Source organism: Pelobacter seleniigenes DSM 18267 (assembly GCF_000711225.1).
Classification (GTDB): Bacteria; Desulfobacterota; Desulfuromonadia; order Desulfuromonadales; family Geopsychrobacteraceae; genus Seleniibacterium; species Seleniibacterium seleniigenes.
Window position 1 is genome coordinate 563,248 of the sequence record NZ_JOMG01000004.1, and the last position, 12,710, is coordinate 575,957.

The 12,710-nt window shown below is 50.9% G+C and carries 15 protein-coding genes; 12 read left to right on the top strand and 3 right to left on the bottom strand.

The window, feature by feature from the left end:
- Positions 1–138 precede the first annotated feature (138 nt).
- The 7 genes from lipB to N909_RS0119590 all read left to right on the top strand — a co-directional run bounded on the left by lipB (position 139) and on the right by N909_RS0119590 (position 6,861).
- Entirely contained in the window at positions 139–840 is a 702-nt protein-coding gene (gene lipB, locus N909_RS0119560) for a lipoyl(octanoyl) transferase LipB (protein WP_162179142.1), read from the top strand.
- Positions 827–1,618: a TIGR00266 family protein gene (locus N909_RS0119565; protein WP_029917827.1), complete on the top strand. Its 792-nt coding sequence runs from the start codon at positions 827–829 to the stop codon at positions 1,616–1,618. The genes lipB and N909_RS0119565 overlap by 14 nt, the downstream gene beginning before the upstream one ends.
- Before the next feature lie 288 nt (positions 1,619–1,906).
- A complete protein-coding gene (locus N909_RS0119570; protein ID WP_029917828.1) occupies positions 1,907–2,788 on the top strand; it encodes an HDOD domain-containing protein in 882 nt (293 codons plus the stop codon).
- 379 nt (positions 2,789–3,167) lie between these two features.
- Entirely contained in the window at positions 3,168–3,878 is a 711-nt protein-coding gene (locus N909_RS0119575; RefSeq protein ID WP_245613651.1) for a TlyA family RNA methyltransferase, read from the top strand.
- Between the two features lie 115 nt (positions 3,879–3,993).
- Positions 3,994–4,341: a histidine triad nucleotide-binding protein gene (locus N909_RS0119580; protein ID WP_029917830.1), complete on the top strand. Its 348-nt coding sequence runs from the start codon at positions 3,994–3,996 to the stop codon at positions 4,339–4,341.
- Positions 4,342–4,358: 17 nt separating this feature from the next.
- Positions 4,359–5,789, top strand: coding sequence for an HD domain-containing protein (locus tag N909_RS0119585; RefSeq protein ID WP_029917831.1), 1,431 nt, complete (start codon positions 4,359–4,361; stop codon positions 5,787–5,789).
- A gap of 16 nt (positions 5,790–5,805) precedes the next feature.
- Complete coding sequence (locus tag N909_RS0119590) at positions 5,806–6,861, top strand: polysaccharide deacetylase family protein (protein ID WP_051689973.1); 1,056 nt, start codon at positions 5,806–5,808, stop codon at positions 6,859–6,861.
- A 190-nt stretch (positions 6,862–7,051) separates the two neighbouring features.
- Here the strand turns inward: N909_RS0119590 and N909_RS0119595 are convergent, their stop codons facing one another.
- Positions 7,052–7,957: a glucosaminidase domain-containing protein gene (locus N909_RS0119595; protein ID WP_051689974.1), complete on the bottom strand. Its 906-nt coding sequence runs from the start codon at positions 7,955–7,957 to the stop codon at positions 7,052–7,054.
- Between the two features lie 155 nt (positions 7,958–8,112).
- On the opposite strand from N909_RS0119595, the gene N909_RS0119600 reads away from it, so the two are divergent.
- The 5 genes from N909_RS0119600 to htpG all read left to right on the top strand — a co-directional run bounded on the left by N909_RS0119600 (position 8,113) and on the right by htpG (position 11,772).
- Positions 8,113–8,532, top strand: a complete 420-nt coding sequence (locus N909_RS0119600; protein WP_029917834.1) for a secondary thiamine-phosphate synthase enzyme YjbQ — start codon at positions 8,113–8,115, stop codon at positions 8,530–8,532.
- A gap of 61 nt (positions 8,533–8,593) precedes the next feature.
- Positions 8,594–8,758 carry a hypothetical protein gene (locus tag N909_RS25955; RefSeq protein WP_169739566.1) on the top strand — a complete coding sequence of 55 codons (165 nt, stop codon included), beginning with the start codon at positions 8,594–8,596 and terminating at the stop codon, positions 8,756–8,758.
- A gap of 108 nt (positions 8,759–8,866) precedes the next feature.
- A complete protein-coding gene (locus tag N909_RS0119610; RefSeq protein ID WP_029917835.1) occupies positions 8,867–9,367 on the top strand; it encodes a ferritin family protein in 501 nt (166 codons plus the stop codon).
- Positions 9,368–9,550: 183 nt separating this feature from the next.
- Entirely contained in the window at positions 9,551–9,778 is a 228-nt protein-coding gene (locus N909_RS0119615) for a hypothetical protein (RefSeq protein WP_029917836.1), read from the top strand.
- Positions 9,779–9,933: 155 nt separating this feature from the next.
- Positions 9,934–11,772: a molecular chaperone HtpG gene (gene htpG / locus N909_RS0119620; RefSeq protein WP_029917837.1), complete on the top strand. Its 1,839-nt coding sequence runs from the start codon at positions 9,934–9,936 to the stop codon at positions 11,770–11,772.
- A gap of 90 nt (positions 11,773–11,862) precedes the next feature.
- Here htpG and N909_RS0119625 read toward each other — a convergent pair whose 3' ends face one another.
- Positions 11,863–12,345, bottom strand: a complete 483-nt coding sequence (locus N909_RS0119625; RefSeq protein WP_029917838.1) for a tRNA (cytidine(34)-2'-O)-methyltransferase — start codon at positions 12,343–12,345, stop codon at positions 11,863–11,865.
- A gap of 56 nt (positions 12,346–12,401) precedes the next feature.
- A complete protein-coding gene (locus tag N909_RS0119630) occupies positions 12,402–12,626 on the bottom strand; it encodes a GSU3473 family protein (protein WP_029917839.1) in 225 nt (74 codons plus the stop codon).
- Positions 12,627–12,710: the final 84 nt, after the last annotated feature.

Here is a 12,710-nt window from a genome sequence, read left to right on the forward strand (position 1 = left end):
GGATGATTGGCCAATCGTTTATTGAACCTGCGGAGGGGCGATCCAAAACCGCCTAACGATACTTTTCCCGCGGCCGGTTTACTGACCCGGTAATGAGGTGGAAAGCGGCGTCTTGGCAGGATAAAAGGAATGACACATATGGCACCCTCGTTAATGGAAACCCCGCTGGTTGTTGTGGACTGGGGAAGGCTGGAATACGAGACAGCTTTTTCTCGGCAACAGGACATGGTCAGCGGTCTGCTGGCAGGGACGATTCGGGATAACTTGATCTTAGTCGAACATCCGCCGACTGTTACTTTGGGGCGCCGGGCAACCGGTGCCGATCTGCATTGCTCGGAGCAGGCCTTGCGTGCCCAGGGGGTGGTTTTACAGCGGATCAACCGGGGCGGCTTGGCAACGGCCCATGAGCCGGGCCAATTGGTTGCTTATCCCATAACCCGGCTGAAACGGCACGATGTGCGCTGGTTTGCCGACAGCTTTCTGAATGTGGTGGTGAGTGTGCTGGCGGATTTCGGGGTCAAGGGAGAGTTGAAGCAGGGGGAGCCCGGTGTCTGGGTGAACGGGAAAAAAATCTGCAGTTTCGGGATCGCTTTGAAAAAATGGATATCCTCCCACGGCATCGCCGTAAATATCAATAATTCCTTGGCCACGTTCAACCTGATAGTCCCCTGTGGGCGGCCCCGCGAGGTCGTGACCTCCTTGCGGCAGGAGTTGGGGCATGAGGTCGATATGAACCTGGTAAAGAAGCGTTTTGTCGGACATTTCTGCACCGCCTTTGCTTATCGGGCCGCTGCTCATACGGCCAACGAAAAAACAGGAGAAGAATATGCGTTGTCATGAAGTTGATTACCGGATTATCGGTGATGATATGCAGCTTGTCGAGGTTGAGTTGGACCCGGGAGAAACCGTGGTTGCCGAAGCCGGTGCCATGACCTATATGGAAGATGGAATCAGTTTTGAGGCGCGCATGGGAGACGGCTCGGAGCCGGATCAGGGTTTGTTCGGCAAGCTGCTCGGAGCGGGCAAACGCGCTTTGACCGGTGAATCGGTTTTTATGACCCACTTCACCAACCAAAGCCGGGGGAAAAAGCATGTCGCTTTTGCTGCTCCCTACCCGGGGAAAATCGTTCCCTTGGATCTGGCGACCATCGGTGGCGGCGGGATTCTCTGTCAAAAGGACTCCTTTCTGTGCGCCGCTTATGGGACCCGTCTCGGCATCGCTTTTCAGCGTCGTCTCGGAACCGGTTTTTTCGGTGGCGAAGGTTTTATTTTGCAGTATCTGCAAGGTGACGGGATGACTTTTGTTCATGCCTGCGGGACGATCATCGAAAAACAGCTGCAAGGGGAGACACTCCGGGTCGACACCGGTTGCCTCGTCGCTTTCGAGCCCACCGTCGACTACAGCATCGAGCGCGCGGGGAATTTAAAAAGCATGTTCTTTGGCGGGGAAGGGCTGTTTCTTGCGACTTTGCGCGGGACCGGACGGGTCTGGCTGCAGAGTCTGCCGTTCAGTCGCCTGGCGGATCGGATTATCGCTCACGCGCCAGCGGCCGGAGGTACTCAGAAAGGTGAAGGATCGCTGTTGGGAGGGCTTGGCCGGATGCTCGATGGAGATTGACCAGGCGCTTCTGACCTGATCTCGGAGAAGCCACAACCGGTTTAAAATACGCCGCGAGGCCGATGACAACCTGTGGATTTTTTTACCGGAAAGCAAGCCCGTTCTTTTAATCCGCAGCCGGTCCAGCCGGTTCCTGATCCATTGTCACACCATCCTCTTGAAGACCGTCTCTGTATAAAAAAGATCTGCCGCGATTGTTTCACTGTGTCTGGTCATTTTATACATGATTTCATGCCGTGATTTTGCTATTGTTAGCTTATTATCATAATTGGCTGTTAAGGAGAACAAATGTCAAACGATTTTCAAACCGTCGTACGCTCTATTCGCGATTTACCGCCGATGCCGGTGGTTGCTTCGAAAGTCCTTGAATTACTTGGCGACCCGGATGTTGATTATCGAGGCGTTGCACAGGCCATCTCCAGCGACCCCGCTGTTTCGGCACGGTTGCTGAAAGTGGCAAATTCCGCCTTCTACAGCATGAAACGACAAATCAAGACCTTGGACCATGCCATTGCCATCGTTGGGGAGCGCACTCTGCGCAGCCTGGTTCTGGCCGCAAGTCTTGAAGGAATGAATAAATCTTACGGACTGCTGGAAAAGATGCTGTGGGAAGACGCCATGGGCTGCGCTATTGGAGGGCGCATCCTCGCCCGCAAGTTTTCTTCTGCCGATCCTGAAGAAGCCTTTTTGGCTGGCTTGTTCCGCCATCTTGGTAAAATCGTCATGAATTACAGTGACCCTGACACGTATCGTGCGCTGGTTGAGGCCGCTTATTCCGAGGGGGTCAGTACCACTGAGCTTGAAGGTCGTTTTTTCCCCTATTCCCATGAAGTGGTCGGTGCCGCGGTTCTTGAAAAGTGGAACTTCTCCAAATCGCTGGTCATGGCAGTGCTGCATCATGAAGATCTGAATATTGCCAGCGGCGATGATGAAACCGATGATTTTGGTGACTTCGACAGCAAGGCAGTGCTGGCATTGACGGCTACTGTCAATCTGTCGGGACATATCTGCCTTAAATTGGGTCTTGGGCAGCGTGAACCCAATGCGGATTTGAATGCTTTTGCTTGCCTGGGGGCCCAGGCGCTGAATTTAAGTGAAGACCAGGTTGACGATGCCGTTTCTGAAATAAACGAGGTTTTCAGCGAAAACAGAGACTTTTTTATTGGCTGATTTTTCCGATTGTCGGAAGATTACCTGTTGGACGCGCAAAGGGAGCTTAGGCTCCCTTTTTTATTTGTTGACAACTCCCATTTTTGTTTCTTTGGGGAGAAAGTAATCGCGCCTTGGTCATTTCGCAAAGGCACGGATTGAATGGCTTGCAGATTTACTCACCCTTACATGATCAGGTCGACTGAGAGCAACGGTCTGGTCTCCCTTTTATGGGATTAAATGGCTGTTGAGCCGCAAATAATTTGCACAATGGCCCCAGAAAAGGCTATTTTTTATGTTACCGATGGTCATCGTCCTGAAGTTGTCAGCTGGCCGACGGTTTTGGCAATTACTGACTTGGAGTTGATGGCAGTCAATGAAGGAGCGTCTTGATAAATTGATGGTACAGCGAGGCTTGGCCGCATCCCGGGAACGGGCGCGTGCCCTGATTCTGGCCGGGCAAGTGGTGGTTGACGACCATCGGGTCGATAAAGCCGGCAGCCAGGTTTTTGACCATGCGGAGATCCGCCTGAAAGGTGATGATATCCCGTTTGTTTCGCGCGGAGGGTTGAAGTTACAGAAAGCTTTGCGGGAATTCCAACTTGATGTGCATGGGATCATTGCCCTTGATGTCGGAGCTTCCACCGGCGGCTTCACAGACTGTCTGTTGCAGAACGGAGCGGCAAAAATATATGCTGTCGATGTCGGTTACGGACAATTGGCCTGGTCACTGCGGGAAGATCCCCGGGTCGTCAACCTGGAGCGGTGCAATATCCGTCATTTGGACATTGAGCAATTCGATGAAAAGCCATCCCTTGCCGTTATTGACGCATCGTTCATTTCCCTGTCCAAAGTGTTACCGAATACGCTTGCTTTAATTACTGAAAACGGTCAGGTTATTGCACTGATCAAGCCCCAGTTTGAGGTCGGTAAGGGACTGGTCGGTAAAGGAGGGATTGTTAAGGACCGCACCTTGCATGAACAGGTTCTGGAACAGATTCGTCAGGTTGCCGAAGAACTCCACTGTCAGGTCCTGGGTATCATCGACAGTCCCATCCTCGGTTCCAAGGGAAACAGGGAATTTCTGATCCATCTGCGAAAGAGCAGTTGAAATCCTGCTTGCCTTCCTATTATTGTTAAGACAGATAAATTGAAAGACCAGGGCTGCCGATGACAAACTTTTTCTATTGTCAGTGCGCTGCGAAGTTAACTATAGGGGGTGCCTCATGAGCTCAGATTGTTTATTTTGCAAAATTGTTTCCGGGGAGATTCCGGCAAAAGTCCGTTATCAGGACGAGCTGGTTATGGTGATTGAAGATATCGATCCTCAGGCTCCAGAGCATATGCTGATCATCCCGAAAAAGCACATCAGAACGACTCTGGATCTAACCACGGCTGACAATTCCCTGGTTGGTCATGTTTTTCAGATTGCCGGGAAAATGGCTCATGACTACGGGTTTTCCGAAGACGGGTTCAGGGTCGTCAATAATTGTAACCAGGCAGCTGGGCAAACCGTCTGGCATTTGCATTTTCACTTATTGGGCGGGAGAGAGCTGACCTGGCCGCCAGGATAGATCAGTCACTGGATGGTATGACAGAATTCGACAGTAAAACAGAACAACGCCTGATGACCGACATTATGGAGCTTTTGGTCACGCATCATGCTGCCGAGCTATCGGAAGATGATCTTGACCGTGAATTGATACAGGTTCAACAGGCCTTGCAGGACGCACGTACGTCTCATAAGGGACAGCTGCGCAAATCGGGCGAGCCCTATATTTTCCACCCGCTTCGGGTCACGCACCTGGCCGCCCGCCATTGGATGGACTTCCCTTCCGTGATCGCTGCGCTCTTGCATGATGTCGTTGAAGATACTCCGGTGACGTTGGCCCAGGTGAGAAAAAAGTATGGTGAGGAGGTCGCCAACCTGGTTGACGGACTGACCAAGGTCACCTCCGAACTGATGAGCCGGGAAGACCTGAAAAAGGAAACTTATAAAAAAACCCTGCTGGTTGCCATTAACGATATCCGGGTTTTATGTTTGAAATTCTGGGATCGGATAGATAACCTCTGGACCATCGATGCGCTGCCGATGCATAAGCAGAAGCTGATTGCCGAGGAGACCCGTATGGTTTATGTTCCTCTCGCCCAGCACCTCGGCATGGGTTATGTCGCGACCGAGTTGGAATCCCTTTCTTACTCATTGTTATATCCAAAACGCGCTAAGAGTTACGGTGACAAAATTGCCCAGCTGCAGGAACAAAATCTGGAATTTCTGCGCAAACTCCGGGCGAAAATTAATAATTCCTGTGAAAAACATAAAATTTCAGTGCTGCTCAAAGACCGCTGGCGACCGTTTTCCGTCGCTGCGGCACAGGGGATGAGCCGGGGGTTTTCCACTCTGTTTACTCTGGAAGTTCAGGTTGATCGGATGATGGACGCCTATCTTTTTTTGGGGATTCTTCACGGACTCTTTCCGCCCATTCCGGGGAAATTGCGTGATCATCTGAACATGACGTCAAAGTACGGTTATCAGGCATTGAAGACTACCGTTCAGGCTGGGGAACATCGCTTGCGGGTCGAAATCACCACCCGGAAACTGGCCCGCTTCAACGAATCGGGTGTGCTTGCTCCCGGCTTTAAATTTCGTCACGAGAATTTTCGGGAGCTGATGCGATCGCTTATGGAAGGGGAATCGGCGTTTGATACCGAATCCCTCAAGCTCGCTTCGGCGACGATCCAGGTTTACACTCCGCAAGGCGAGATCCGAACGCTGCCGGAAGGGAGCAGTGTTCTTGATTTTGCTTTTGAAATTCATGACTCTCTCGGTTTGCATGCCCGGCGCGGAATCATTAACGGGCGCACCCGACAATTAAAAACCCGCTTGATCGATGGCGACCAGATCGTTGTGGAAACCGCAGAGCAGCCGGAAGTTTTACCAAAATGGCTGGAGTGGGCCATCACCCCCAAGGCCAGGAACAGCATCCGTCGGTATCTGCGGAATAAAGTCAGGGCCGCATGATGAAACGATTTTGCTGATGAAACACAACCTCTTCTGGCTCGTATTTGCGGCTATTTTTCTTTCCTGCTTACCCGGAAACGTATTCGGAGGGCAGGTCAATACCTTTATTTATCATCGTTTCGATGAAACCCGATACCCTTCGACCGATATCTCTTCCGATATTTTCCGCCGCCAGCTTGAGTATGTCAGAGCTCATAATATTCAGGTCCTCTCCCTGGATGAGATCGCCCGTCGCCTCGCCGCTGGAGAGCCGTTACCCGATCAGGCGGTGGCTTTTTGTGTTGATGATGCTTTTGAATCGTTCTACAAGGTTGCCATGCCGATCATCCGTGAGTTCGGCTACCCGGTCACTCTCTTTGTCAACAGTGACTCGGTTGGGGGCAAAGGGTATATGGGCTGGGATCAATTGCAGGATGTTGTCAGCCAAGGCATCACGATCGGTAATCACACGGCAACCCACGCTTATCTGGTTGAAAAACAGCCAGGGGAGTCGCAAGAACAATGGCAACAGCGGGTCCGGGCGGATATCCTAGCCGCACAGACAGCCTTTCAGAAGCACCTGGGCCGCGTTGCGACCCTGTTTGCGTATCCTTACGGGGAATATTCGGCCAGTCTCGTCGATATCGTCAAAGACCTTGGGTTTAGCGCGGCTTTTGCCCAGCAGTCGGGCGTTATTCATTCCGGTTCCGACCGTTTCACCCTGCCGCGATTCCCGATGGGAGGGCCGTTTGCAACCATCGCCGGGTTTATCAGCAAGTTGAATATGACCCCCCTGGTCATTGCTGACCAAAAGCCCTTTGACCCGGTGGTGCGGAACAACCCGCCCGAATTAAAATTACAGCTTCCTGCGGATTCAGCTTTTCGTCTGGGCTCGGCAAACTGTTTTGTGCAAGGGGAAAATAGCTGCCATATCGAAAAATTACTGGACCTGGGTGAAGGCTGGTATCGGGTTGTCGCTGAGAAACCTTTGAGCGGGCGGCGGAATAAATATACCGTGACCTACCTGGATGTTCAGGGGCATTGGCACTGGTTCAGCCACCCCTGGATTCTGGCCGATCGTCCGGCTGATTAATCTTCTTCACCAACGCAGTCTGCTGAGTTTTCGCTGATCGTCTTGATGGATTTGCTTTGCTGCTCCGGCGAGCGGTCGCAGAACCGGCATCCGCTTCAACCGAGTGAAGTACGCCCGGGTTTAAACGATCAGCAGGCGGTTTGAGCGCGACGACAGTGATCAACGGCGGGGGGAGGTTGGCTTGTTGCTCTCAGATGCTTGTGATTCGCAGTTTTGCCTGCGCCAGGCGATCCAGCCGGTTCTTGCGAATCATTGCCTTTAATTCGTTGACGTATTCCTCGCCCCTGACCGAATAACGCAACAAGCCTTCAGCCAGAGCCAGCCCGTTGGGTTTCTTCCCCTCTTCGCGCAGCTGTTCGCGGATGTTACGGAGATCCCGATAGGCCGGGTGGGTGTTTAGATTGTGCAGGTAAGAGCGGACTGAATCGTATACGGTGTTAAATTTCTGCACCTCGTAAGTTTCGCCCTCGGGTCGGCCCAGAGGCACAATCCCTTGCCCGGGTTGGAACGTCCATTCCCCGAACAGGTTGTTGGCGACTCGTGAAAAGCGAGAGGTGCCCCAGGCTGATTCATTGGCCGCCTGGGCCAGGGCCAAGTCAGCAGGGATGATGTCGATCCGGCGCTGGAGTATCTCCAGGGTGGATTCGGTATCCTCCTGAGTAAACTTGACATCATAGCGGTCTGCCAGGGAGGCGAGGATATGTTCCTGGGCTGAATCGAGTTGCTGATGAGCTGTATAGGCCCTGCTGATTTTTTCCAGTTTCTGCCGCTCGTAGTGAATTTCGTTGTTGGCCAATAGGACCATCGGCAAAAGGGATTTAAGGAAGATGCTTTTTCTTTTCCTGCTGGAGTTGATTTCGGAAAGATCATCGGGCAGACTACGCAATATCAGCGGGGGGATGCCGTTTTCAATATTGTCAAGTCGATAACTGTAACGGTTGAATTTGGTTTCAAGATCCCGATAGGAGGTTTCCCCTAAAATCTGGACCTCGGGACCTCGGTAAACCGGAGCCGAACTCTCTGTGCAGCTTGCCACCAGCAGGCCGATGACGAAAACCAGTGGAAGCAGATATGTGTTTGATTTTATTCGTTTCATAATGTAATGAGTGGTACGCCGCTATGCAGCGACAGCGGATTTTTATATAGAAAATAACGACATCTGTCAACTCTCGAATGATCTTTTTCTTTATATTTTACAATAACTTTAGTAAAAATCGATAATTCCGGTTATTTTTTCAGCGGAGGCTTAATATGAGGTCATTTAGAAAGGAGCTGTCTTTCAATATTCCCAGCCGGCGAGGCTTTGTCAACATCACCGCACGGGTCCGGGAGTGTCTGCAGGAAAGCGGGATCCGCGAAGGCCTTTTGCTGTGCAATGCCATGCACATCACCGCGTCTGTTTTTATCAATGATGATGAGTCCGGGCTTCATCATGACTTTGAGCGTTGGCTCGAACAGCTTGCTCCGCATCAGCCCCTCGATCTTTATCGGCATAATAATACCGGTGAAGATAACGGTGATGCTCATTTGAAAAGAACGGTCATGGGGCGTGAGGTTGTCGTTGCGGTGACTGGGGGACAGCTCGATTTCGGTCCCTGGGAACAAATTTTTTATGGCGAGTTTGACGGGCGCAGAAAAAAAAGAGTCCTGGTGAAAATTATTGGCGAGTGACTCCGGAATCATGGTTGTGCTAACATTCAGAAAATGAAATATTGTTTTATGGAGTGAGGGAATGGAGACGATCAAAACTGCAAGTTTCGAGTATCTCATCAGTCTTGCCAAGGAGAATCCGGGCGGCGGATTTACGTTTGCCCTGGACGGGGAGACTTATCAAATCCAGGACGTATTGGAAATTTCCAGAATCGCCGAAAAGCATGGCTACATCGTGATCTATTGATCATGGTTCCTGGTTTGATGGGGCGATGACTGAAGTGTATGCATCGACCTGAATAGCTGATTTCGTATTTCATGAACCTCTTAATGATATCGACTAAAGGAGAAGGCGATGAGCAGTGATCAGGGAAGCGGAACGGAGTCTGTTAAAGCGGTATGTTACACGCTTGAAGTTGCGTTGGAAAAGGCGATTGCCATGGAAGAGCGTGGCTTTCGCAATTATTTGAAAGCTATCCAACTGGTTAAAGACCGTCAAGGCAAAGCTATTCTGAGGGATGCGGCCAAGGAAGAGCTTGACCACAAACAACGCATTGAACTTGCCTTACTGGAAGGGCATGACAGCAATGCCGCCATCCTGCATCAAGAACTGCCGACCATGAACCTTGACTACGTTTTTGAGCAGAAGGAGATTTCCCCGGATGCCGATGCCAGGACTGCTCTGGCATATGCCATTCATTTGGAAAAACAGGCGGTTGATTTTTATAAGGCCTTGATCAGCGGTTGCGAGGGCGCACCCATGGCTGGCCTGTTCAAGCGTTTGCTGGCCGACGAAACGCGCCATTTGAAAAATCTTGAGGATTTTTATGAGCGCTATTTTTTGACTGAGAACTGAACCAAGGATTGTTCAGCCAAGCTTATTATCAGTACAGCTCCCGGAGTGTTTCCGCCGGGAGCTGTGTTTTTATCCGTAGCGACAAAATATTTTCCATTGACCAGGGCCGCATTGCGGGGGACTTGAAGGCAGCGCAAGGGAGGGTACACTTTATAAAGAAGGGGATCGCGGAAGGTAGTTGCTATGGATACAAATCTGGTCATGGCCATATTTGCCGTTTATATTGTTTGCGTCTCCTTACTGCGCCTGTTGTCCGAACGGGAATATTTTCGCCTCACCGCCATGAAGAAAATCTGGGGCCGCAGTCGCGGCCTGCTCCTGCACTTTCTCACCAATGTGATCCTTCCTCTGTTGTTCGCGCTGATTTATTTTTGCCGTGGGATTTTGGCGCTAGCAGCGGTTTCGTTCTGAACTCGCTCGTTGGTGTTCTTTCTCGCCGGAAATCTTTGCAATTCTCATCTCCTGCTGCTTTGATCCCATAATACCCACCTTGACAAAGTTCCCTTCAATTCTTATTCTTATTGATTGCTTAATCAAAACAATTATTTAAACAAGGAGGACGACATATGTCAGAAGAGATGAACAGGGAAGAAGGCAGTATTTCCATTCATACGGAAAATATCTTTCCGATCATCAAGAAATGGTTGTACAGCGACAAGGATATCTTTCTCAGGGAATTGGTTTCCAATGCCGTTGATGCGATCCATAAGTTGCAGAATATCAACCTTATCGAAGGGCTCAAGCTTACGGATGAGTACAAAGTTGATATCCATATCGACAAGGACGCCGGAACCCTGACGATCAGCGATAACGGGATCGGCATGACGGCGGATGAAGTCCGCAAATATATAAATCAGGTTGCATTTTCTTCTGCCGAAGACTTTGTTGAAAAGTTCAAGGATCTTGAAGATAAAAACCAGATTATCGGTCATTTTGGCCTCGGGTTTTATTCCAGTTTCATGGTGGCCAATCAAGTTGAAATTAAGACCCTGTCTTATCAGCAAGATGCCGAGGCTGTGCACTGGACCTGCTCGGGTACGACCAGCTATACCTTGGAAAAGACCGAGAAAAAGGGGCGTGGAACCGACGTTACCCTGAAGCTGAACGACGATGAAAAAGAATTTCTCGACCCTGCCAGGGTTCGGGAAATCCTCAAGAAATTCTGTAATTTCCTGCCGGTATCCATCTCTTTGGAAGGTGCTGAGGTCAACGACAAAAATCCGCTCTGGACCCGTGCGGCTTCCGAGGTGAGCGAAGAAGAATATAAAGAGTTCTACCGCAAGCTGTATCCGATGTCGGACGAACCCTTGTTCTGGATTCATTTGAACATCGATTTTCCTTTCAATCTGAAAGGGATCGTTTATTTCCCGCGCCTGCATAATGAGTTTGACCTGACCAAGAGTCATATCAAGCTGTTCTGCAACCAGGTGTTTGTGTCCGACAACACCCCGGAACTGATCCCGGAATTCCTCACTCCGCTGCAAGGCTGTCTGGATGCCCCTGATCTGCCCCTCAATGTGTCGCGCAGTTATCTGCAGAACGAACCCCAGGTCCGGAAGATTCGCGAAGTCATCAGCGGGCGGGTGGCCGCGAAGATTGTTGAGCTGGCCAAAATGGAGCGTGAGCAGTTTGTGCCGATTTGGGAAGATATTCATACCTTCGTCAAGTATGGCATGATGCGCGAAGACAAGTTCTATGACAAAGTCAAGGATCGGGTCATTTACCGGACCACGGCAGAAGACAAGTACACGACGCTGCCGGAATACCTGGAACGGGCCAAGGACAATCACGAAAACAAGGTTTATTATGCCAATGATGAAGGGGCGCAGGCCACCTACCTGAAGCTGTTCAAGTCACAGGGGATGGAAGCCTTGATCCTTGATTCGATGATCGATAGCCACTTTATCCAGTTTTTGGAATCGAAAAATACCGATCTCAAGTTTGAACGGGTCGATTCCGACATCACTGAAAACCTGCTTGAACAGGATGCCGGTAAGAAGATCGTCAGCGGACCGGACAATAAAACCAAGGAAGAGCGGATTGAGCAGGTTTTTAAAGACAAGCTTGATATCAAAGGGCTGTCGGTGCGGGTTGAGACCCTCAAGGATGATTCTGTGCCGGGGATGATCCTGCTCAACGAGCAGTCGCGGCGACTCAAGGAAATGATGCGGACCATGGGGCAAGGGGAGATGCCGGATATGTTTTCCGAGCACACCCTGATGGTGAATACGGCCAGCCCGGCGGTTGCAAAAATCCTGAAACTGCAGGACGAAGGCGATGCCGAAACTGCAGGATTGCTGATTGAACAGATTTATGACCTGGCCATGTTGTCCCATCAGGCGATCAGCAAGGAGCGCATGGCCGGCTTCCTGGAACGCAGCAGCAAGCTGATCGGTATGATCTGATTCCTGGTTAAATGTGCTTATGGCAGGCTGTTGAAAAACAGCCTGCCAAGCCTCAGCTTGGACTTTTTCAGCAACCCGCCAAGGGGGGGATTATGCAGGGTCGGCAAGCTGCCCGGTCTGGCGGAGCGCTTCATAGAGAATAATCGCTGCAGAGTTGGCCAGATTCAGGCTGCGCACAGCAGAATTGAAGATAGGGATTCGTAGCGCGTGTTCCTGCTCCGCTTCGAGCAGATCCTCTGGAAGACCCTTGGTCTCCTTGCCGAATACCAGAAAATCTCCCGTGGAAAATTCCACCTGCGTATAATTCCGGCTGGCTTTTTTGGAGGTGTACCAGAACTTTGCATCAGGATGCTGTTGTTTTAATTCCGCAAAGCTATCCCAGCGGGACAGCTTCACTTCCGGCCAGTAATCCAGCCCGGCCCGTTTCAGATGTTTGTCATCCAAAGAAAAACCGAGGGTTCCCACCAAGTGGAGATGGGTGCCGGTGGCGGCGCACAGGCGACCGATATTCCCGGTGTTGGGGGGGATTTCCGGCTCGATCAGAACAATATGAAAAGGGGTAAGGTCTCGCATAGCGCGGAACCATAGCATAAACAGGTCAACCGGGGGAAGAAAATGCTGCGATCGATTTATGAGAAACCGATAGAGGCCTCAAGCTCAAGATTCCGCCGCCGTCGTTCCGGGCCGGCATAAGACGGCCGCCATCTTTTGCCGCGGACCTGGTCCGAATCGACATCCACCCAGCCATCGCTGCGCTTGAACTTCTCGATCCTGTTCTCTTCAATCAGTTTGGTTAGGAGGAATTCTTTCACCATATCGTGTCTGCCGTCTGGATAGATCACTGGAATTAGCATCAATTGCTCCTTGGCCGGGACATATATACACACCAAACGCGGCATCAAAAATATAAAAAAATACTGTTTGTGATCAACTATGCA

Bases quoted from the DNA above. Each gene is read 5' to 3' on its own strand.
- N909_RS0119610 (WP_029917835.1), top strand. From the start codon at position 8,867: ATGAGCAGTGATCAGGGAAGCGGAACGGAGTCTGTTAAAGCGGTATGT.
- N909_RS0119575 (WP_245613651.1), top strand. From the start codon at position 3,168: ATGGTACAGCGAGGCTTGGCCGCATCCCGGGAACGGGCGCGTGCCCTG.
- lipB (WP_162179142.1), top strand. From the start codon at position 139: ATGGCACCCTCGTTAATGGAAACCCCGCTGGTTGTTGTGGACTGGGGA.
- N909_RS25955 (WP_169739566.1), top strand. From the start codon at position 8,594: ATGGAGACGATCAAAACTGCAAGTTTCGAGTATCTCATCAGTCTTGCC.
- N909_RS0119615 (WP_029917836.1), top strand. From the start codon at position 9,551: ATGGATACAAATCTGGTCATGGCCATATTTGCCGTTTATATTGTTTGC.
- N909_RS0119590 (WP_051689973.1), top strand. From the start codon at position 5,806: ATGAAACACAACCTCTTCTGGCTCGTATTTGCGGCTATTTTTCTTTCC.
- htpG (WP_029917837.1), top strand. From the start codon at position 9,934: ATGTCAGAAGAGATGAACAGGGAAGAAGGCAGTATTTCCATTCATACG.
- N909_RS0119595 (WP_051689974.1), bottom strand. From the start codon at position 7,957: ATGAAACGAATAAAATCAAACACATATCTGCTTCCACTGGTTTTCGTC.
- N909_RS0119600 (WP_029917834.1), top strand. From the start codon at position 8,113: ATGAGGTCATTTAGAAAGGAGCTGTCTTTCAATATTCCCAGCCGGCGA.
- N909_RS0119565 (WP_029917827.1), top strand. From the start codon at position 827: ATGCGTTGTCATGAAGTTGATTACCGGATTATCGGTGATGATATGCAG.
- N909_RS0119580 (WP_029917830.1), top strand. From the start codon at position 3,994: ATGAGCTCAGATTGTTTATTTTGCAAAATTGTTTCCGGGGAGATTCCG.
- N909_RS0119630 (WP_029917839.1), bottom strand. From the start codon at position 12,626: ATGCTAATTCCAGTGATCTATCCAGACGGCAGACACGATATGGTGAAA.
- N909_RS0119625 (WP_029917838.1), bottom strand. From the start codon at position 12,345: ATGCGAGACCTTACCCCTTTTCATATTGTTCTGATCGAGCCGGAAATC.
- N909_RS0119585 (WP_029917831.1), top strand. From the start codon at position 4,359: ATGACAGAATTCGACAGTAAAACAGAACAACGCCTGATGACCGACATT.
- N909_RS0119570 (WP_029917828.1), top strand. From the start codon at position 1,907: ATGTCAAACGATTTTCAAACCGTCGTACGCTCTATTCGCGATTTACCG.